The following is a 20,534-nucleotide window of genomic DNA, read 5'->3' on the forward strand; positions in this document are numbered from 1 at the left end:
GGCGCTGGCTGGTAACACGTCCTGCTGCGGTTGAAAAGCCGATCGTTGCGAGACGCTTCAGGTTCTATTCCGCACCCAGGAGAGCATCCAGCAAAGCATGACGCGGCGATGCAAAAGGATTGACGACGGTTACACCGCCCCAGGTGAAGCCGTCCTGCAGGTCTTCCGACAGGAGCAGCCGGCAACCTGTGTGCGAAGCAGCGGAGAGAGTGACAGCATCCCAGATGCCGAAGCGATGGTCCGCTGCAAGATCGACAGCCGTCATCATCACGTCCGGCGTCGTTCCAGCAACCGGGAAGGCGTCGCTCCAGCCAAGCAACGCATCCCGAGCTTCCTGAGGCGACCTTCCGGCTTTGCGGACGAGAACATTGAACAGTTCGCCCAGCACCTGGACCGGAATAATGGCGGCCTCTGGTGGAAGGTTGTGCAGCAGTTCGAGAACGACGTCGCGTTTCTCCATATTATTGACGCCCTCCGCACAGGCAAGGACGTTGGTGTCGATCGCGACCTTCACCGATCGTCCTCATAAAGCTCGTCGCGGGTCCAGCGTCCGGCATCGACGATCGGCTGCCGTTCGAGCCGCGACAGCAATGCCGCGCGCGAGCGGGAGGCTACGCCCTCGTGCTTGTCCGCAGGCACGATCCGCGCCACCGGCCGCCCATGGCTGGTCACGACGTAGCTGTGGCCCTCCCGTACCTCACGCAGGATATGGGAGAATCTGCGATTGGCATCGGCTGCCGAAACGGCTTCGTCCATGATTGCACCTGCCTGTAGTTATTTTCACTACAATAGTGATGCGTCCGAATTTAGCAAGCCATTTGCCGGGTCGTGACGGCCACCAATGGTTGCGGTCGCACAAAAGTGACAGCAATTTAATGCGACATCCGGGCCTGTGCGTGATAACCGCCCGGGCGTGCCGGCTTGCCCCCAGCCGGGCCCCAGAATCGCGAAGACAACTCAGGGCGCTCCCTTGAACCGCATCATCCCGCTCATCCTGGCGGTCGCACTTTTCATGGAGAACATGGATTCGACCGTGATTGCGACCTCGCTGCCGGCGATCGCCATCGATATCCACACCAGCCCGATCGCGCTGAAGCTGGCGCTGACGGCCTATCTGGTGTCGCTGGCGATCTTCATTCCGATCAGCGGCTGGATGGCGGACCGGTTCGGCGCCAAGAACGTGTTTCGCGCCGCGATCGCCGTCTTCATCGCCGGCTCGGTTGCCTGCGCCTTTGCCTATTCGCTGCCGGCCTTCGTGGTGTCGCGCTTCCTGCAAGGCATTGGCGGCGCCATGATGACGCCGGTCGGGCGCCTGGTGCTGGTGCGCGCCACGCCGAAGAACGAGCTTGTCGCGGCGATGTCGTGGCTGACGGTGCCGGCACTGGTCGGGCCGCTGGTCGGACCGCCGATCGGCGGTTTCATCACCACCTATTTCACCTGGCACTGGATTTTTCTCATCAACGTCCCGATCGGACTCGTCGGGATCTGGCTCGCGACACGCTATCTGCCGGAAACAGGGCCGACCGAAACACCGCCGCTCGACTTCCCCGGCTTCGTGCTGAGTGGGCTAGCGGCTTCCGGAATCGTCTTCGGCCTCTCCGTCGTCAGCCTGCCCGCTCTGCCGCCGATCGCCGGCTTCATCACGGTTGCCGTCGGCCTGGTTTCGGGCGTGCTTTACCTCCTGCATGCGCGGCGCGCCAAAAACCCGCTGCTGGCGCTGGAGCTGTTCCGCAACCAGGTGTTCTGTTCCTCCGTGCTCGGCGGCTCGCTGTTCCGCATCGGCATCGGCGCTGTGCCGTTCCTCCTGCCGCTGATGTTCCAGATCGGCTTCGGCCTGACGCCGTTCCAGTCCGGCATGATCACCTTCGTCTCGGCGATCGGTGCCATCGGCATGAAGTTCGTCACGGCGTTGCTCTTCAGGCTCGCCGGGTTCCGCCGGGTGCTGATTTGCGGTTCGCTGATCGCCGCCGGCTCGATCGCCATCTATGGCCTCTTCACCCCCGAAACACCCTATGCGCTGATGCTCGCGATCCTGCTGGTCGGCGGCTTCATCCGTTCGATGTTCTTCACCGGCGTCAACGCACTCTCCTATGCCGAGATTTCCGCCGCCGACACCAGCAAGGCGACGCCGATCACCGCTGTCTTCCAGCAGCTTTCGATCGCGCTCGGCGTGGCGCTGGCCGGCGGAATACTGGAGGTGTCGACCTCGATCCATGGCGGGCCGCTGACGCTGAGCGACTTCCACATCGCCTTCTTCATCGTCGCGGCCGTCTCGGCGATCGCCTCGCTGACCTTCATGCGGCTGGCGCCCGATGCCGGCAACGCCGTTTCCGGACATGGCAGGCTGACGACGCCGAAGGCGCTGGAGACGGTGGGGACGGCGGGGAAGTAGGCGCCCTTCCCTTCTTCCCCTTGTGGGAAAAGGTGGATCGGCGCGCAGCGCGTTGGAGTTCCCTGGAGCACCCCTCATCCGACCGAGCTTCGCTCGGCCACCTTCTCCCACAAGAAGGGGAGAAGGAAAGGTGCTACCCCTTAAAATCCTTCGCCAGCAGGTAAAGCTCCACCGATTCATCCCGCGAAGCTGGCGGCTTGACGTGGTGGACCGAGCGGAAGTTCTGCTTCAGCCGAGACAAGAGCTCGTTCTCGGCGCCGCCCTGAAAAGTCTTGGCGAGGAAATGCCCGCCGGGCTTCAAGACCTGCAGCGCGAAATCGGCGGCGACCTCGCATAGGTGCATGGTGCGCAGATGGTCGGTGCGACGGTGGCCAGTGGTGGGAGCCGCCATGTCCGACAGCACGACATCGGGCTGGCCGCCGAGCGCTTCGGACAGCTTCTGCGGCGCCTCCGGGTCGAGGAAATCCATCAGCAGCACAGGCGCGCCCGGCACCGCGTCCATCTCGAGATAATCGATGCCGACGACATGCGGGTTCTCGGCCGTCGACCTGGTGCGCGCCGCCGCCACCTGGCACCAGCCGCCGGGAGCGGCACCCAAATCGATCACCTTCATGCCGGGCCTGAGCAGATGGTGCTTGTCGTCGATCTCGATCAGCTTGTAAGCGGCGCGCGAGCGGTAGCCGTCGGCCTTGGAGCGCTGCACGTAGGGATCGTTCATATGGCGCTCGAGCCAGCGGCGCGAGGATTCCTTCAGGCCGCTCTTCTTCTTGATCCTGGTCTTGAGCACGCGCATGCCGGCCGAGCCAGGCTTTTCAGGCTTCTTGCTCATGGCCGTTCTCTCTTGAGCACGATCTCTTCCAAAACCGGCTTCCACTTTTTGGGATCATGCTCTGCGCCAGGCGCCGTCATCGGCCATCAGCTCGCTCAAAATCCCCTCGCGCAAGCCGCGGTCGGCGACGCGGAGCCGCTCAGATGGCCACACGCCGCGGATCGCTTCCAGGATAGCACAGCCGGCAAGCACCAGGTCGGCGCGATCGGCGCCGATGCAGGGATTGGCGACGCGCTGCTGGAAATCCCAGCCGATCAGTTTTTCCACCATCCGGTCGACGCTCTGACGGTCCATCCACAGCCCGTCGACGCGGCGGCGGTCGTAGCGCTCGAGATCGAGATGGACGCCGGCCAGCGTCGTCACCGTGCCGGAGGTGCCGAGCAGGTGGAACTGGGGGCTGGCCAGCACATGCGCGAGCCGGTCGCGCCCGTCGAACGCCTTGAGCCGCACCGCAACGTCGTCGACCATGGCGGTGAAGGTTTCGCGCGTCACCGTGCGGCCGCCGAAGCGCTCGGCGAGCGAGACGACACCCACGGGAAGCGAGGTCCAGGAGACGATGTGGTTGGCGAGCCGCGGCGAGCGCTGGCCGCGCGTGAGATCGATCAGCGCGATCTCGGACGAGCCACCGCCGATGTCGAACAGCACCACGCCGCGCGTATCGCGCTCGACCAGCGAGCCGCAGCCGGAGACGGCCAGGCGGGCCTCGGTCTGGCGGTCGATGATCTCCAGTTTCAGCCCTGCCTCACGCTGGACGCGTTCGAGGAACTCGACGCCGTTTTCGGCGGAGCGGCAGGCCTCGGTGGCGATCAGCCTTGCCTTCCTGATCTTGCGGTTGCGCAGCTTCTCGCCGCAGATCTTGAGCGCCTCGACGGCGCGATCCATGGCGGCCTGGCCGAGCCGCCCGCTGGCGGAGAGCCCCTCACCCAGCCTGACGATGCGGGAAAAGGCATCGATGACGCGGAATTGGCCGTGCCGGCCAGGCACGGCGACGAGCAGCCGGCAATTGTTGGTGCCGAGATCGAGCGCGGCGAACACGGGCAGCTCCTGCTGCGGACGCCGCGGCACGCTCGAAACCGGCGGCTGCGGCATCGCCGCCGCGGGCTGAGGTGGATGGCTGGCGGCAGGTACCGATAGCGGTATGGCGCCGTTCTCGTCACGCGCGAACACCTTGCGGCCGCGCCTGCGCTTGCGGCGCTTGCGCGTCTTGCCTTTCTGGTTCTCGCCTTGATTGTCGGCATGTCTCGCATGCGCGCCCGCACGGCGGCTGAACCGCCCCGCGGACGGGCCCGCCGATTCCGTCGGCGATGCCCCGGACATGCCCACTGCCGACGCGCCCGCGCCGGTATCGTGGTCTTCCACGTCAATTCCTTTCGGCGCCGCGCGAACCGGGAAGGACGCAGCAGGCACCTAGATTTGTTCAAGTTGAGGACAGACTAGCAGCGCGATCCGCAATCACCAAGAGTACGTGGCCCGATTTTTGGCGGCGTCACGCTGGGGTAATCTCTTGCCGGTTGAATAGCCGGCTTCAATCAGGCATGTCTCAAACGAGGGTTTGAAAGGGTCTGGGCAACATCAAATCAATGAGCTTAATCGCATGACGACGACGCCATGAACTGGAGGCGCTATTTCTGGCCGGTCATCGGCATAGCGGCCGTGGTGTTCTCGCTCTGGCTGCTCATCCACGAACTGCGCGGCATTTCACTCGACGACGTCTGGGCCGGTATCGTCGCCATCCCCGCGCGCGCCTGGGTGCTGGCGGCGCTGAGTTCGGTCGTCGCCTATGCCTCGCTCGCCGGCTACGACCACATCGCGCTGCTCCATATCGGCAAGAAGGTATCATGGCTGTTCGTCACCCTTTGCTCCTTCACCACCTATGCCCTGTCGCACAATATCGGGGGCTCGGTGCTATCGGGCGCAGTGATCCGCTACCGCGCCTACGGCACCAGGGGGCTGACCGGTCAGGATGTCGGCATTCTGGTGGCGATCTGCTGGATCACCTTCGTGCTCTCCAGCCTGCTTGTCGGGGGCCTGGTGCTGGTGCTGGAGCCGCAGATCGTCGATCGTTTCTCCACGACCCCGCACCACGAACTGGCGACGGCCGCCGGCCTCGCCATGCTGATCCTGGTCGCGGTCTATGTGTTCTGCAGCTGGCTGCATCTGAAGCCACTCAAGATCGGCAGCTTCCAGCTGCATTACCCGGCGCTGCCGATCGTGGCGCGGCAATTGCTGATCGGCCCGGTCGAACTGTTGGCGGCGGCCGCCATCATCTATTTTGCCCTGCCGGCGGCCGGCAACCCCGGTTATTTCGTCGTGCTCGGCGTGTTCATGGTGTCCTTCTCGGTGGGATTGCTCTCGCATGCGCCGGGCGCCCTCGGCGTTTTCGAGATCGTCTTCCTGGCGGGACTGTCGCATATGGACCCGGTTGGAGTGCTGGCCGCCCTTCTGGTCTTCCGCTTGTTCTATCTCATCATACCGCTGCTCATCGGGCTCGGCGTGGTGGTGTTCTTCGAGCATTCGCAATACAGCCGCGGCGTCCGCTGAGCCCCTTTCCCCCTCGCGCCGAGCCGGAGTGATCAAAAGCTGCGATTGAAACGCCGCGCGGGGTTGACTATTTTCCGGCGGCGGCTACAAGGCAGCGCTCGCGGCGCATAGCTGCCCGCTTCGCGCGACACCGACCGCGCCTGCTGGGGAATAGGTTAACGGTAGACCCACGGACTCTGACTCCGTTAGTCCTGGTTCGAATCCAGGTTCCCCAGCCAATTGATTTTAAAGCGATTTTTCCGTTTCATTGTTGGAACATTTCGCGTCAGTCGGCCGCGCGGTCGGGAATTTTGGTTCCCGTTTCGAGCTTGCGGATGGCGCTTTCCCCGAGCGCAGGGTCGCGGTTGAGGTAGTTTGAATCGAGAATTGCATGCACGTCGCGCAGACTGTGCCCGGTTATTGTTGCGATCTCGGGCACAGAAGCCTGGACGAGTGCCAGCCGCGTTACTGCAGTTCCACGGAGGTCGTTGAACGTGACACCGGTCACGCCAGCGGAAGCGCAGGCCTTGCGCCATGAAGAGCGAAAACCGTCAGCCGTCCAGGGCACGCCGTCGCTGTTGAGCAATATCTGCCCCACCTTGCCGCGCGTCGCCTCGAGCATTGCCTTCAGTGGTGCACCAACCGGTATCACGACGCGCCGTCCCGTCTTGGATTGCTGAAGGCGGATTACCTTGCCGTCATATTGCTGCCAGGTCAGGCGCAACAGGTCACCCTGACGCTGGCCCGTCCACAAGGCGAGCATGAGCGCCAGGTGAAGGTGCGTAGGCGCACTGGCATAGAATGCAGCCTCGTCAGCAGCACTCCACGTATTCGCCGAACGAGAACCGCGATATAGGCGACCGCCCTTCTCACATGGATTGGCCGATACAAGGCCGCGACCCTGCGCCCAGGAGAGAACTCGGGCCAGCACCTGCCAGCCATAATCAGCCTGCCGGCGAGACCTCTTCGCGCGCTCGTCGCGCCATTCCATAAGGAGGCCGCGCGTGCGGCGGTCGCTCATGCCCGACAACGGAAAGTCGCCGAACTTCTTTTCGATGATCTTGATCAATTTGACGTAGTCGGCCCGGGTGCGAGGCGCTAGGTCGTCCCAGTCCGAACTGAGTTGAAAGGCATTCAGGACGGAAAGCAGCGCCCCCTGGCGAGGGTATATCTTGCGAGCGATTGCAGCATTGTATGCTGCCATGAACTCCGCGTCTCCCGGTTTGCCCGGCAGCCGAGGTCCACCTTTCCACGCCCAGTAGTAAGTAACAACGCTGCCATTAGCGAGCGTCTTGGTGCGGCTGTTCAGTCCCTTAAGACGAACGCGCATGGTTCTTCATCCACTTGTCGACGGCATTTTCCGGCTCGCCCGCCTTTTCGGCGGCGATGACGACGATCCTGCCGGTAACCGGATCGATTTCGACCCTGCCTGGCTCCATGTTTCCTTTGCGCGCACCTTTGATGGCGCGTGCAACATCAGCGATTTTGAAGGAGACGGGAGTACCGGCCATAATCCGCTTATCCTTCCACCGGCGCGGCGATGCCGAGCTTGTCAAGCACATGGTCAACAATAGCGCGAACGTTCAAGAACGTAGCCACGCACTTGTTGTTCTTCATAGTATCGCTAAGCGTGGCCTGACCGGAGCCTGCATGAAAGTAAGTTATGCGCGTAGGCCCAGCATCCCTTGCGGCGACGACAGTACCCTCCCCTTCCATCAACAATATCTTCGTGTCAGGCGGGGTCTCCTCGCTAAAGCTGAACCCGACGATCTCGTCGCCACGATCGTCCTCATCGAGCATTCTACCGAGATAAAGCTCGAGACCGAACAGCAGATCCTTGCCTTGAACGAACGCTACTGCGTCGTCGGCCCCTAAACCGTGGCGCGTCAGAATGACCACCAGCCGCACCACGCAGACGTCAAGGATCGAAAAATGATTGACGGTCCTGCCGCCCCACAACTCAGGGAACAAACCGTTGCGGCGGCGCCATGCCCGAAACGTCACGTCCTTGCACCCTGCTGCTTCGCAGACTTTGGCAGCGGGGAAGACTCGGTCTGTGGCGTATATCATGCTACGACTGTAGCACGACCCCCGCGACGCTACAAGCGTAGCAACTTTCGGATCCCTGTGAGAAACGCCGCGCCTGAGCAATGGCTTTTGGAGCCGCCGACGCGGGCGACAGACATTTATGCCTTGGGCTGCATTTTGCACACGCTTCTGAACGGGGAACCATCTTTTCGCGGCGATAATGACAAGCTGCGCCATGCGCACCTTCATGCAGCGCCGCCGGACTTGAACGGGATGCCACTTCGCTTGAACGGGCTGGTCAATACCATGCTCAGGAAAAGCCCAGGGTCTCGCCCCACGTTGGAAAGGTGCGCTACCGTGATAACTGAAGTTGCTGACAAGCCTCAGCGCGCGAGCAACCTTGCATTGGCTGCCGTCGGGAATCTCGTGTCCCAAGCGGAGGCTGCGGAGGAAGCGAAGAAACGCGCCGAAGAGGTCACCCGTCTCGCCCGACAGGCGCAAGCAATGGAAGCCATGGCTGACCTCAAGAAGATGATAGGTCGGCTGTTCAGCGAAATTGAAGCCTCGTCGGAATCCGTAAAGCGGGAAAAGCTTGCCGTCTAGCTTGGCCCCGCGCACCTGTCCTATGCGGAGCCTGAGCCTATCAATCTCAGCCAACTCTCCGGGGCTCCACCCCCGAACAAACAATGGGACATCATCGCATTTTCGATGCTCAAGTTGCGATCTCAGATAGAGCGATACCGCCAGGAAGAGTCTCCGACTTATACGTTCTCGGCAACCCTGATGTTCTCAACTGCACCCAACGGCTCGACATTCCGTTGGAGGGAAGTGTCATTCTGGGGGATGAACTCCCCCAGCTACGAAACACCGTTCGCCGTGAGTCCCAGAGACCGGGATTTCGATCTTGCGATGGGGCGGGGGTTGCACGTTGTGAGTATCGCCCATGGCTCACTCACGATTGACGCGGAAGACGAAGACGATTTTCAGGACAGATGGCTGACAATATTCGCGAAGTCGGCGGATAAGAAGTTCCGCCATCCTGGCCAGATGCCACCCCCGTCAAGTTTTTTCAAATAGGTCGCGGCACGCCGACAACTGCTTCGGCCACTACGGCCAGAAGGACAAGGCGTGGACTTGCCGACTAATTGTGGGTCGTGTCTTGACAATCTGCTAACGGGATCGCACGCCTAACCGCTTTCGATCATTCACAAGTCTGGAAATAGAGTTCGGGGCCCCATCTTAGGTCCACGACGTGGCCGCTTTGGAATGACAGCGCCGATGTTAGGAAAGGGCGTGATATGACGCAGTTGTATCTAGACGATCTCAAGCGCGGTCAAACCTTCGTCAGCGGTTCGCATGCGCTTGACGAGGAGCAGATCAAGGCTTTCGCGAGGGCGTTCGATCCCCAGATCTTCCATCTCGACGCGCGGGCGGCGGAAGGGACGCTGTTCGGCGGACTCGCGGCCAGCGGCTGGCATACCGCCGCGATCACCATGCGGTTGAACGTGGAGTCAGGCCTGCCGCTCGCCAACGGCATCATTGGCGCCGGTGGCGAGATCATCTGGCCGAACCCGACGCGCCCAAGTGACATTCTCCACGTCGAAAGCGAAGTGATGGATGTCGCTCCATCGCGCTCGCGCCCAGAGCGCGGCATCGTCACCATCGTCAGCAAAACGCTCAACCAGCGTGGCGATGTTCTCCAGATCCTGACCGCCAAGCTGGTCGTTTATCGTCGGCCGGTGGCATGAACTGCCAGCCATTGCAACCAAAGGGAGTGACATGGCGGCATCCAGGATGCCGAACGCCGATGTGAAATTTGAGGCGACGCGGCATTGCCGATGACGCGACCACATTGCCGCAAGGATCTAAGGAGCCGCGGTCGCCGCGTCCTCGATGACTTTTGCCACAGCATCGGGATGCGAGATCATGACGACGTGCGACGCGCCCCTCACGACCACGACGCCCTTAGCGTGCGCCCGCTCGGCCATAAAGGCCTGAGCCTGCGGCGGGATGGCAGTATCGCCGTCACCGTAAATGAACCACGACGGAATGGTCTTCCAGGCGGAGGTGGTCGCCGGTTCGCCGAAAGCGACGTCGGTGATCGGTCGCTGCGTTGCCGCTGCCAGTCTCGCCGCATCCTCGGGCAGATCCAGCGCGAACGCTTCGTGGAACTTGTCCTGCCGGACATAGAGGTCGTTGCCGCCAGCGAGGAGAGGCACAGGCTGCGCCAGGGTATCGGGTCCAAGCAAGGCTCCTGGAAACTTGGTGTCGAGCGCGCCGGCGCTTTCGCCTGCTTCCGGTGCAAAACCGGCGACATAGACCAGCGCCTTGACATTCGCCTCCCCGTCGGCGGCCTGGCTGATCACCATGCCGCCATAAGAATGGCCGACCAGCACGATTGGCGTCTTGATTGTATTGAGAAGGGAGCGGACATAATCGCCATCTGCCTTTACGCTGCGCAGAGGATTGGCGACAGCGACCACCGGGTAGCCATTTTTTTCAAGAATTGGTACGACGCCGTTCCAGCTCGATGCGTCGGCGAAGGCGCCATGCACAAGGACGATGGTCGGCTTGTCCGATTGCGCCGACGCCATTGTTGCGAACGCCATACCAGCCAGGGCCAATCCAGCAATGAGCGTTTTCATGTCGGGCTCCTTTGTTGCTTCATGAGAAATGGTCAACGTCGATGACGGCCTGGGCGAACGCCAGCGGTGCTTCCTGCGGAAGATTGTGTCCGATGCCGCCGGGGATGGTGCGATGCTCGCATCGGCCGGTGAATTTCTTCGCGTAGGCGGAAGGCTCCGGATGCGGAGCACCGTTCGCATCACCTTCGAGCGTAATGGCAGGCACGTCGATCGTAGGCGCCTGAGCGAGCCGCTTCTCCAGATCGTCGTATTTCGCTTCCCCCTCAGCCAAACCGAGTCGCCAGCGGTAATTGTGGATTACGATGTCAACGTGGTCGGGATTCTCAAAGGCTGCAGCGCTCCGTTCGAAGGTGGCATCGTCGAAGCGCCACTTCGGCGAGGCGATCTGCCAGATCAGCTTGGAAAAGTCGCGCCGGTATTTGTCATAGCCGGCGCGGCCGCGCTCGGTCGCAAAATAGTACTGGTACCACCACTGCAACTCGGCGGCCGGCGGCAGCGGCATCCGGTTGGCCGCCTGGCTGCCGATCAGATAGCCGCTCACCGAGACCAGCGCCTTGCAACGCTCCGGCCAAAGCGCGGCGACGACGTTGGCGGTGCGCGCACCCCAATCGAATCCGGCGATGATCGCCGCCCGAATCTTCAGTGCGTCCATCAGATTGACGGCGTCGACGGCAAGTGCCGCCTGCTGCCCGTTGCGAGGCGCATTGCCGGACAGAAGTCGCGTTGTGCCGTACCCGCGCAAATACGGTACAATGACGCGATAGCCCGCGGACACAAGCCGCGGCGCGACCTCGGCAAACGCGTGGATGTCATAGGGCCATCCATGAAGGAGGAGGACCGGCGGACCCTCGGCAGGGCCAAACTCCGCGTAGCCGATATTCAAGTCGCCGGCGTCGACCTGTTTGACCTTGAGCGAATTGCTCGCCTGCGAACCGCTCGCAGCATTTGCTGCAGAGGTCCCGCTTGATCCTGATCGCGCCCCGCTCGCCGCAAGAAGCTCGGTGGCAGCGACAGCCATGGCTGCAACACGCAAAAGGTGGCGACGTTGATGGCTGATCACTTCCAGCATGGTTGGTCACTCGTCTGATTGATGGCCCGCGCGCCGGGGCGCGGGATCGTATTGTCCGTTACGCCAACCATCTGAGTGCCGCCGAGGCGGTGCTCAGAATGGAGACGATTTTCCCGTCGCAATCCTCAGGACGCGCGCAGCGTCTTGAACGACGCACGCATCTCTTCGACGAAGATTTCGGGCTGCTCCCAGGCGGCGAAATGGCAGCCAACGGGGAAGCGGCCGTAATGGAGAAGCTTTGGATAGGCTGTCTTGGCCCAGCTCTCCGGCGCCTGGTAGATCTCGTTGGCGAAAGCGCTCACCGCGACCGGGATCCTAATGCCACGCGCGTCGAAGAAACCGCCTTTCGCGACCCGCGCATTGTCCCAGTAGAGCCGTCCCGACGAGATCGCCGTGTTCGTCAGCCAGTAGAAGGTGACGTTGTCGAGAAAGTCGTCCGGCGTGATGCCCTCGGGCTTCCCGGTAAAGGAGCGGGCGATCAGGGCGTGACTGTCGGCGTCGTGGTCCAGCATCCAGGCGGCGAGGCCGACGGGCGAGTCGACAATGCCGTAGAGCGTCTGCGGACGTTGGTTCATCTCGATGGCATAGCCGAGCCCATGCTGGTTGAAATAGATGAGTTGGTCGAAAGCGCGCTTCTCGTCAGGACCGAGCCCTGCCGGCGGCGTGCCGGCCCCAAGCGCCTTCGAGATTTCGCGTGGAAGCGTCGCCGCCATGTTGGTGTGGATGCCAAGCAGTCCCGGCGGCTCCTGTAGCGCCATGTTCTCGGTAACCGCATTGCCCCAGTCGCCGCCCTGCGCCACATATTTGTTGTAGCCGAGGCGTTCCATAAGGGTTGCCCACCCCTTGGCGATGCGGACCGGCTCCCATCCTGGCGCTGTTGGCTTGCCGGAGAATCCGTAGCCGGGCAATGACGGAATCACGAGATCGAATGCATCCGCCTCGGTGCCGCCATGCGCGGTCGGGTCGGTGAGCGGTTCGATGATCTTCAACTGCTCGATAACCGAGCCCGGCCAGCCATGGGTCACGATCATCGGCAGCGCGTTTTTGTGCTTCGACTTCACGTGAATGAAGTGGATGTCGAGCCCATCGATCTCGGTGATGAAGTGCGGATACGCCATCATCCTGGCCTCGACCTTGCGCCAATCGTGATTGGCCCAGTGCGCCTGGATCTGGCGCGCGATGTCGAGCTGCACGCCCTGCGACTGGTCCGGCACCGTCTCCCTGTCTGGCCAGCGCGTCGCCGCGACACGCCGCTTCAGATCGGCGAGATCGTCATCGGAAGCCCTGAACTGGAAGGGATGGATTGAGGCGGCCTCTGCAGCCGCTTTGGATTTTGACGAAAGCATGCTGATGGCTCCTATGGCAGCCGCGGTGATCAAGACTTCCCGCCGTGTTGGTGATAGCAAGCGCGCAGACATGGGACCCTCCTGTGCCAACCATCCAGGATTGCCGCCGAGATCGACGGCTGCTTCGCTGTGACACGGCCAAAGTGCTCTGCTGCTGTCGTCGAAGCGAGTTAAGAGGCGCTAAGAGATGCGAATCTTTGCCAGCTGCCACATTTGGAATTCTTACAGCCGAGATATCGCCCAGTCGGATGATTGACGGGCATTCGGCTTGACGTAGGCGCGGGAGAGATCACCAGGATGGCATGTGGGATGGTGGACCGGCTGGGGCGCTTGCTGTGCGGTCGCGCCCCGTAGCTCTGTTACATTCTTCGCCGTGAGCTCCGATGCAGCACTGCCAAACCCACTTGTCACGCGGCATACACGACGCCGGTGGGATCGTGTTGGTGCTGGGGGACGCAGGCGGCGAGCCGCTCACCACACGCGCGCGTTGCGACGGCCAGGTATGAGCGTGACAACGTCGAAGAGCTGACGGAAAGGTGCGTCGCTATCCGCAGTTAGGCGATCGCGCTCAACAGCTGTTCAGCAGCTTTCAGATCGGCCGTATCAAAACCTTCGGTAAACTGCTCAAAGATCGGCAGCAACAGAGCGCGCGCCTTTTTCAATTGTCCGCGAGAGAGGGCGAGCTTCGCCAGTTCCGTCGTTGTCCGCAATTCCCAAGACAATGCACCCTGACGACGACTCCATTCCAGCGACTGTTCGAAGCAGGATTCGGCCCCCTCGTTCGAGTCCCGGGGCATCGATAAAAGGATCACACCTTTCGTTCGCAACGCCTCCGGCATGAACAAAAAGTCGCCGTTCGATTCGATCAGTTCGATTGTCTCGTTAATCGTTCTGAGGCCTTCATCGAGGCGGTGCGACACGGAAAATCCCTTCGCAAGCGAAAGGCTAAGCTCGGTGGTGACCAGCTCGTAAGGGAGCGCGTGCAGCTTTTGACGAGAGCTCTGCAAGGCTTCTATGCCCGCATTCGCGTCCCCCCGACGAATGGCCAATTCGCCTCGGAAGCCTTTTCCAACCAAGACATAAGGTGCCATGGAATGGGCTTCGGATAGAGCAATAAGCTCGTCTAAATCTGCTTCGGCGCTCTGCAGATCGCCTGCCCAAAGGAACACCGTCGCCGCCCACACCAAGGCGATTGCCAGCGATAATGAGTGGTCTATATTGCGGGCCTCTTCCACCGCCTCGCGCGCGCATTCAGTCGCCAGAGCGGCATAACCCTGCAGCCAAAGATTTCTGGCGAGAACGGCGGTGGCCAGGATTCTGCCTTCAACGCCAAGGTAGACCGTCGTGGTTTGCTCGGGAAGATAGTCGCCCGCCAGGGTCGCCTCGAGTTCGTTGCGGGCGTCGACAAGTCTGCCGTCGAGATGAAGCGCGAGCCCTAAATTAGAATGGGCTAATGCCATCGCGACGGGGTCGCTGACAGTCGCCGCGGCCGCAGAACAACGCGTCGCGTAGTCGAGAGCACGAGTGAAGTTCCCTCTGCGTCTGTGAAACAGATGAAGTGGGGCCAACAGGCGTATTTGATCAAGCGTATCGCCATTGTTTTCAGCGATCGCCAAGCCTCTCTCCAAGGCTTCGCGCGCAGCATCGCGCCCGCCGCGCATGAACATCAGTGAGACCCCAAGGGCCGCCTGAAGTCTCATCTCCTGCTGTCCGCCACGGGCCGAAGGAGCGAGACAAGCGATAGCGCGTTCTGACCAGCGATGGCATTCGGGAAGCAGTGACATTGACAAGAAGACGGGCGCGACGGCAGTGGCCAATCCGACACCGATGGCCAAGTCGCCGCCTTTTCCGAAGGACCATTCTAATGCCGCACGGGCGTTGTTCAGCGCGGCAAAGTGAGGCGGGCGTTCGGCTCCAGCCGCCAGCGTCGGCCATTCGATCCCGGTCTGTTCGAGCCATCGGCGGTAGTAAGTCGCGTGTCGTACCGACAAGGCGGTTGCCTCGGCGTCGTCAATGTCGATGTCGAGCGCGTATGCGCGGGTGGTATCCAACAGCCGGTAGCGCACCATCGCGCCGAGAGGATGGGTCGCCACCATCGACTTTGCGACGAGGCTATCAATCGCTTCGAAAACAGCCGGGCGGTCCAGGGTTGTGCTTGTCACAACCTCCAGCGCCGCATCGAGGGTGAAATATCCCATGAATATCGCGAGGCGGCGAAGGACCAAGCGTTCGGGTTCGGAGAGAAGCCCGTAGCTCCAGTCGAGAGCGGCGTGCAGGGTCTTGTGACGCGGTGCAGCGTTACGCGACCCCTGCCATAGCAACGTCAGGCGTTCGTCGAGCAATGCAGCGGTCTGCTTCAGGCCGTAAGACTCAACGCGTCTGGCCGCAAGCTCGATCGCAAGCGCCACGCCGTCCAACTTTCGGCAGATATCAGCGACTATTGGCGCTTCGAGATCACTCACAATCAGAGGCGCGCCGCTTGCGACAGCCCGTTCCATGAACAGTTGCGTTGCCGGAAATTTCCGCACGGTTGCGGCAGTTAGCCCCCGCCTATCGGGGGGGCATGCAAGGGCATCCAGCCGATAGACGTGCTCGCCTTCAACTCGAAGCGCCTCTCGGCTTGTCGCGATGATATGCACTTGGAGTCCGGCTTCCACGATGCTTACCGCCAGCGTGGCAACTGCTTCTATGAGGTGCTCGCATGTATCGAGAACCAGAAGGATGCGCTTGTCACGCAGGTAGGCCACCAAACTCGGTATCGCGTCGTCGGAATGAACCGACAACCCTAATATTGAGGCCACAGCTGTTGGCACAAGTTTAGGATCCGTAACGACTCCAAGATCGACGAAGAGAACGGAACCAGCGAAAGCGGACATCAAATGGTGTGCGACGGCCACCGCGACAGTCGTCTTGCCGACGCCACCAGGTCCTACGACGGTGACGAGGCGCGAGGCGGTGAGGCTAAACGATAACTTGAGCACATCCTCATCGCGTCCGAGCATTCGGCTCAAGCGGGTGGGGATATTGGCGTGCGGAAAGTTAGAGGCGGCGATCTTCTCGTCATTGCGTCGACTACCGGCTTGCGAAACCGCGGCGACAAAGCAGTAGCCCCTCCCCGGCAGGGTCGCAATGAATCGCGCACCATCCTTTCCGTCTCCCAGCGCTTTTCGGAGACTGGCTATATGAAAGCGCACACTACCTTCTTCAACGGTAACTCCGGGCCATACCCGCGACATCAGCTCTTCTTTGCTGCAGACTTCGTTCGGCGCCGAAGTCAGGGCGACCAAGATATCGAGAGCGCGCGCGCCCAACTTGACGGGAACGCCTTCTCTGGTGAGCAGCCTCTCACCTGCAAATAGGGTAAAGGCACCAAACGAAATACCGACTTTGGTGTGGTCCTCCACAGCCGCCATGCCTTCCTCTGAACTGTCTCGCCGACAACAATTTTAGCCGAAATCTTGCCCTGCGTCCCTCCCACAAGAGTGCACGCAAGTCGAGGGTTTCGCTCTCGGCTACCGAGCTACCCAATTGTCCGGGAATATCGAGCTGCTGACAGCTTCTAACACCTCCTCACAAGCCATAACGGGCGGCCCCCGCACGGCAGGCGTAGCTCTAGGCGGAAAGAGTTTGGTGGACCAAAATACCACCATGAACGCGACGAGCCGCTAACAAGGCGTCCGCAAGACGGAGCCAAAGGAGAGCGCAAGATGGTGAACGCTACGGCAACTATGGGCGTACCGGAAGTATCGGCGGACGGGCACGAGCCGTAGCCTCCCCGCGTGAGGCTGTGGCTTCTCCAGGTGATCGATTTCGCTGCGACTTGACTGGCATGCGCAGTGTGGCCCTCAGCGCCATCGCGCTCGTGAAACGAGAATTCCAGGATTGCAAGATGCGCACCACGGGAAAGCTGCTATATACGGCCAAGACCCGGACCTCTCAGGGACGAGAGAATGGCATCGCACGCAGCTCCGATGGGCAACTCGACATAAGGCTTGCGGCCCCCGGATCGGCTCGCATCGGCACCAATCCGGAGCAATTATTTGCGGTGGCTTGGTCGGCCTGCTTTCAAACAGCAATCGTGCAAGTGGCCCGCAAACAGAAAATTGCCTTGCCGGCCTTTTCCGCTATCGACGCTGAAGTAGACCTAAAACTGGAGAACGACAGTTACTTCATCAGTGCTCGGCTCAGCATTAGCTTGCCCGGCGTTGATCGAACGGTCGCCCAGGCTCTGGTGAACGAAGCGCATCAGATCTGCGCGTACTCGAAAGCAACACGCGGCAACATCGGCGTGACGATCAGCTTGATCTGACCGCGCGCAGTTGGGCCGACTCGACGCAGTCGTTGCCCGTTTGCCCAGCTGGCTCTTTTCCTCCAACTTTTGATCAGCACACAGTGCGCCTCGCAGGAACTAACAAAGCATCACATCCTATAACGGGCACTTCTCGCGGCGTCGGAGTAGATGCTGAGGCACAAAATGTGTCCCTAACGCAAGCGAGGTCACCATGAGCGCATCAGGATTGACTATGATCTTTGACCGCTTGCCCTCGTCCAGGCCGACAGCGCTCACGCAGTTTGATCCCAGGCCCCAACCTAGCGTGAGAAGCGAAATCGCATTCGGACCGTTTCGTCTGTTCCCGAGGCAGTTTCTTCTGTTGGAGGGCGACAAACCGGTGCCACTCGGAAGTCGCGCGCTGGGCATCCTGATCGCCTTGCTTGAACGCCCAGGCGAGCTAGTCAGCAAGCAGGAACTGATGGCCCGCGTTTGGCCCGATGTCTTTGTCGTGCCCACCAATCTCACCGTCCACATCTCCGCATTGCGCCGCATTTTACGCGACGGACGGGATGGAAATCGGTTCATCATCAACATCCCCGGGCGCGGCTACCAATTCGTTGCTTCAGTCCACGCGCCGCCTCAACGGAAAGCGTCGCTTAAAACGATGCGCCCGATTGTTCCGGCGCTCGAAGAGCGCCTTCAGATTCAAGCGCCTTCAGAGTGCGGGGCGTACGGCTTTCCCACTGCGGGGCCTTGAGAATCTGGAGACGGGCGGATGCACACGCACAGCGACCCGAGACGGAAATGGATTCGGCCGGACTACTGGGTGATTGGACCCAGTCGAAGCAGGTGCGCGGCCGAAGGCTTCCGATTCCCAATCCACTTCAACTTGAGAGGGCAAAGATGATGAGCACATCCCCGCATCTACCAACACATACACCACACCTGCCTTCTGGGAACGCCTGTGGCGGTCGAGTGGCATCCAGGCCGTCGGCCTCTTCATCATCGCGTACATCATATATGGCTATCAGCCACAGATCGGTGCGCCAGACGACGCACTGGTCGCCTTTTACGACGGCGGTCGCGCGCGGATCCTGATCGCTGCGGTTTTCTCCGGCTTCGCCGTCCTCAATCTCATGTGGTTTGCGGCGGCGCTCAGGGCAACTTTGGCTGATGCAGGACAGGACGGTTGGGGCGCGGCGGCGACCGCGTCCAGCGCCGTGTTCGCAGGGATGTTCCTCTTGCTCATCACCGTTAGCGCTGCCCTCGCACACTCAATCGCGGGCTCCGCAAATCAAACGCTCACATCGGGACTGAACGACTTCGCATGGGCCAGCGTCGCGTTGAGTTCGTTTCCTCGCGCGATGCTGGTCATGGCGGCGGCGTTCGGCCTCTGGCGTTCCAAACTGATCTCGAACGCGCTCTTCGCGGTGGGGATCGCGGCCGTCGTCCTTGTATTGCTGGGCGGCACCACTTGGTTAAGTGGCGGCTTCTGGGCACCGGACGGTGCCTATTCGCGATCCATTTCGCCCGTCGTTTGTATCGCGTGGCTTCTGGTCGTGAGTTGGGTCGTGTTGAAACGCAGTCCTGCGACACGGGCCGGATGGTGAAGCAGGCGCTGCCCCAGCAATGAACGAGCTTACGACGAACTTTGACTATGACGTCGTTGTGGTCGGCTCTGGATTTGGTGGAAGCGTTGCCGCGCTCCGCGCCGCGGAAAAGGGATACCGCATTGGCGTCATCGAGGCCGGTGGACGCTGGAAAGTGGAGCCGGCCCGAACGTCAATTGCTGCCTACATAATGCTCAAGCCGCCGTCGATCAGCATTTCCGAACCGACCATGAAGCGGCATTCGTCGGAGGCGAGGAACACCACCGCGTTGGCGATCTCGTCGGCAGTTCCGAAACGGCCAGCGGGCACCAGACCGACCACCGCCTTGGCGCGCGCTTTCGCCGCCGCCGGATCGAGGCCGAGTTTGTCGTTGAGCGGCGTGTCGATCGGGCCGGGGCTGATCACGTTGGCGCGGATGCCGCGCCCTATCAGTTCGCCCGAGAGCGTACGGGCAAGCGAAATCATCCCGGCCTTGGCCAGCGCATAGACGTGCGTTCCGCCCATTCCCAAATGCGCGTTGACCGAACCGCTGAGAATGATCGAGGACGGGTTCGACAGCAGCGGCACGAGCGCCTTGATGAGGAAATAAGGCCCTTTGAGATCGATATCGATGCTCCTGTCGAATGCATCTTCGGTCCAATCACCCACCGGTCGCAAATCGGCGATGCCGGCGTTGACGAAAACGGCGTCGAGCTTGCCGAACTTTGCTTCGACCTGTCGTGCGATCATGTCCTGCGCTGCGACATCTCCGGCGTCCGCCGCAATGACGACTGCATCGCCGCCGAGACTGGCGCGAGCCTCCTCAAGACGGCCGGCATTGGTGCCGGTGATGGCGACGCGCGCGCCTTCCTCAAGAAAGCGGCGGGCCGTCGCCAGACCGATGCCGCTGGTGCCGCCGGTAATCAGCGTGGCCTTACCTTTCAGCCTCGACATGACGAATTCCCTCTGTGTGCCTGATAGCCCAAACCGCGGTAGTTTCTTTGCACGGGTGCCTACACGGTACTCAATTGAAAGGCGCGCTACCATCCATACCTTGATGTGGTCGCCACGATCTCCTTGCCGCTGTCGGCTGAAGACGCGCCATCAGACATGAACGCTGGTTTTGCGAGCAGGGGATCGATCCTCTGCTCCAAATCCAGGCCGATAGCTGCCCGCAAGATCATAAACGAAAGTATCGGACACTCCGGCCCTTGGCACGATGGCCCACATCCCGCCACGCCTGCAATTGTGGTTCTCCGCATGAAGAAAATTCGAAGAGCGTGGCCTTTGGTTGCTCGATAGCGGCAATCGCCATCGAGGCAGCTTTTCGACAACGTAGGAGCCGCCATCATGGCCGATATTTCCGAACGGGAAACCGGCAATCCCGAGCACGCACTGACCCCCGAGGTGCCGGGCTCGGTCGAGGTCGACGTCTCCTCTCTAACGCCGGGAACGTCGCTGGTCGTGAACTGGAACGGTAAGCCCGTCGTCGTGCGCAACCGTACCGAAAAAGAGAGGAAGAACAGCGAGGCCCTCAAATTGACCGATCTCAAGGACCCGATCGCTCGCAATGCCAATCTGCCAGCCGACGCGCCGGCGACCGATGCCAACCGTACCACACCGGGCAAGGAAGCCTGGATTGTGATGGTCCAGGTTTGCACGCATCTGGGCTGCATTCCGTTCGCCCAGGAAGGCGACCTCGGCAGCTGGCTCTGTCCATGCCACGGGTCGCAATACGACACCGCCGGCCGCATCCGAAAGGGACCGGCACCTGAGAACATGGCGGTGCCGGTGTTCCAATTCATTTCCGACACCAAGATCAGTATCGGCTAGGGCAGAGGAC

The 20,534-nt window shown here is 61.4% G+C and carries 20 protein-coding genes, 1 tRNA gene and 1 pseudogene; 10 read left to right on the forward strand and 12 right to left on the reverse strand.

Translation table 11 applies throughout. From position 1 onward, the window contains the following. Positions 1-64: 64 nt before the first annotated feature. Positions 65-514 carry a PIN domain-containing protein gene (locus AU465_RS32420; RefSeq protein ID WP_192257027.1) on the reverse strand — a complete coding sequence of 150 codons (450 nt, stop codon included), beginning with the start codon at positions 512-514 and terminating at the stop codon, positions 65-67. Next, entirely contained in the window at positions 511-756 is a 246-nt protein-coding gene (locus AU465_RS32425) for a type II toxin-antitoxin system Phd/YefM family antitoxin (RefSeq protein ID WP_192257029.1), read from the reverse strand. The genes AU465_RS32420 and AU465_RS32425 overlap by 4 nt, the downstream gene beginning before the upstream one ends. 214 nt (positions 757-970) lie before the next feature. Between AU465_RS32425 and AU465_RS32430 the strand changes: the two genes are divergently transcribed. Beyond that, positions 971-2,392: an MFS transporter gene (locus AU465_RS32430; RefSeq protein ID WP_192257031.1), complete on the forward strand. Its 1,422-nt coding sequence runs from the start codon at positions 971-973 to the stop codon at positions 2,390-2,392. 133 nt (positions 2,393-2,525) lie between these two features. Here the strand turns inward: AU465_RS32430 and AU465_RS32435 are convergent, their stop codons facing one another. Both AU465_RS32435 and AU465_RS32440 read right to left on the reverse strand, forming a co-directional pair. Beyond that, on the reverse strand, positions 2,526-3,221 hold the full coding sequence (locus AU465_RS32435; RefSeq protein WP_192257032.1) for an RlmE family RNA methyltransferase: 696 nt from the start codon (positions 3,219-3,221) through the stop codon (positions 2,526-2,528). Positions 3,222-3,275: 54 nt separating this feature from the next. Next, positions 3,276-4,580 (reverse strand): Ppx/GppA phosphatase family protein, encoded by a 1,305-nt coding sequence (locus AU465_RS32440; protein WP_192257033.1) that lies wholly within the window; start codon positions 4,578-4,580, stop codon positions 3,276-3,278. 249 nt (positions 4,581-4,829) lie between these two features. Here AU465_RS32440 and AU465_RS32445 point away from each other — a divergent pair, with 249 nt between their 5' ends. Beyond that, positions 4,830-5,762, forward strand: coding sequence for a lysylphosphatidylglycerol synthase transmembrane domain-containing protein (locus tag AU465_RS32445; RefSeq protein ID WP_192257035.1), 933 nt, complete (start codon positions 4,830-4,832; stop codon positions 5,760-5,762). A 144-nt stretch (positions 5,763-5,906) separates the two neighbouring features. Next, positions 5,907-5,980: transfer RNA gene (locus AU465_RS32450), tRNA-Gln, on the forward strand. 47 nt (positions 5,981-6,027) lie between these two features. On the opposite strand, the gene AU465_RS32455 is transcribed toward AU465_RS32450, so the two are convergent. The 3 genes from AU465_RS32455 to AU465_RS32465 are packed head-to-tail and all read right to left on the reverse strand — an operon-like array spanning position 6,028 to position 7,811. Beyond that, on the reverse strand, positions 6,028-7,071 hold the full coding sequence (locus tag AU465_RS32455) for a tyrosine-type recombinase/integrase (protein WP_192257037.1): 1,044 nt from the start codon (positions 7,069-7,071) through the stop codon (positions 6,028-6,030). Next, positions 7,055-7,252 carry a hypothetical protein gene (locus tag AU465_RS32460; protein ID WP_192257039.1) on the reverse strand — a complete coding sequence of 66 codons (198 nt, stop codon included), beginning with the start codon at positions 7,250-7,252 and terminating at the stop codon, positions 7,055-7,057. The genes AU465_RS32455 and AU465_RS32460 overlap by 17 nt, the downstream gene beginning before the upstream one ends. Before the next feature lie 7 nt (positions 7,253-7,259). After that, positions 7,260-7,811 carry a hypothetical protein gene (locus tag AU465_RS32465; RefSeq protein WP_192257041.1) on the reverse strand — a complete coding sequence of 184 codons (552 nt, stop codon included), beginning with the start codon at positions 7,809-7,811 and terminating at the stop codon, positions 7,260-7,262. A gap of 315 nt (positions 7,812-8,126) precedes the next feature. Here AU465_RS32465 and AU465_RS32470 point away from each other — a divergent pair, with 315 nt between their 5' ends. Together AU465_RS32470 and AU465_RS32475 are read left to right on the forward strand one after the other, a co-directional pair. Further along, on the forward strand, positions 8,127-8,372 hold the full coding sequence (locus AU465_RS32470) for a hypothetical protein (RefSeq protein ID WP_192257043.1): 246 nt from the start codon (positions 8,127-8,129) through the stop codon (positions 8,370-8,372). 695 nt (positions 8,373-9,067) lie between these two features. Next, a complete protein-coding gene (locus AU465_RS32475; RefSeq protein WP_192257045.1) occupies positions 9,068-9,517 on the forward strand; it encodes a MaoC family dehydratase in 450 nt (149 codons plus the stop codon). 117 nt (positions 9,518-9,634) lie between these two features. Here AU465_RS32475 and AU465_RS32480 read toward each other — a convergent pair whose 3' ends face one another. From AU465_RS32480 to AU465_RS32495, 4 genes are all read right to left on the reverse strand, one after another. Next, the gene (locus AU465_RS32480) at positions 9,635-10,378 is read right to left on the reverse strand and encodes an alpha/beta fold hydrolase (RefSeq protein ID WP_246506613.1); all 744 of its coding nucleotides are present in this window, start codon (positions 10,376-10,378) and stop codon (positions 9,635-9,637) included. Positions 10,379-10,433: 55 nt separating this feature from the next. Beyond that, entirely contained in the window at positions 10,434-11,483 is a 1,050-nt protein-coding gene (locus tag AU465_RS32485; RefSeq protein ID WP_192257048.1) for an alpha/beta fold hydrolase, read from the reverse strand. A 125-nt stretch (positions 11,484-11,608) separates the two neighbouring features. After that, positions 11,609-12,829, reverse strand: a complete 1,221-nt coding sequence (locus AU465_RS32490; RefSeq protein ID WP_376774930.1) for an epoxide hydrolase family protein — start codon at positions 12,827-12,829, stop codon at positions 11,609-11,611. Positions 12,830-13,383: 554 nt separating this feature from the next. Then, positions 13,384-16,242, reverse strand: a complete 2,859-nt coding sequence (locus AU465_RS32495; RefSeq protein WP_192257050.1) for an ATP-binding protein — start codon at positions 16,240-16,242, stop codon at positions 13,384-13,386. Positions 16,243-16,718: 476 nt separating this feature from the next. On the opposite strand from AU465_RS32495, the gene AU465_RS32500 reads away from it, so the two are divergent. From AU465_RS32500 to AU465_RS37900, 4 genes and pseudogenes are all read left to right on the forward strand, one after another. Further along, on the forward strand, positions 16,719-17,138 hold the full coding sequence (locus AU465_RS32500; protein WP_192257085.1) for an organic hydroperoxide resistance protein: 420 nt from the start codon (positions 16,719-16,721) through the stop codon (positions 17,136-17,138). A 193-nt stretch (positions 17,139-17,331) separates the two neighbouring features. Beyond that, positions 17,332-17,859, forward strand: coding sequence for a winged helix-turn-helix domain-containing protein (locus tag AU465_RS32505; RefSeq protein ID WP_192257051.1), 528 nt, complete (start codon positions 17,332-17,334; stop codon positions 17,857-17,859). A 484-nt stretch (positions 17,860-18,343) separates the two neighbouring features. Further along, a complete protein-coding gene (locus AU465_RS32510; RefSeq protein WP_192257052.1) occupies positions 18,344-18,712 on the forward strand; it encodes a hypothetical protein in 369 nt (122 codons plus the stop codon). Between the two features lie 19 nt (positions 18,713-18,731). Continuing rightward, positions 18,732-18,869, forward strand: a pseudogene (locus AU465_RS37900) (FAD-binding protein); the annotation flags it as partial. A 26-nt stretch (positions 18,870-18,895) separates the two neighbouring features. Here the strand turns inward: AU465_RS37900 and AU465_RS32520 are convergent. Then, complete coding sequence (locus AU465_RS32520) at positions 18,896-19,645, reverse strand: SDR family oxidoreductase (protein WP_192257054.1); 750 nt, start codon at positions 19,643-19,645, stop codon at positions 18,896-18,898. Between the two features lie 396 nt (positions 19,646-20,041). Between AU465_RS32520 and petA the strand changes: the two genes are divergently transcribed. After that, positions 20,042-20,524, forward strand: coding sequence for a ubiquinol-cytochrome c reductase iron-sulfur subunit (petA, locus tag AU465_RS32525; protein WP_192257056.1), 483 nt, complete (start codon positions 20,042-20,044; stop codon positions 20,522-20,524). Positions 20,525-20,534: the final 10 nt, after the last annotated feature.

The organism is Mesorhizobium silamurunense, from assembly GCF_014843905.1.
Classification (GTDB): Bacteria; Pseudomonadota; Alphaproteobacteria; order Rhizobiales; family Rhizobiaceae; genus Mesorhizobium; species Mesorhizobium silamurunense.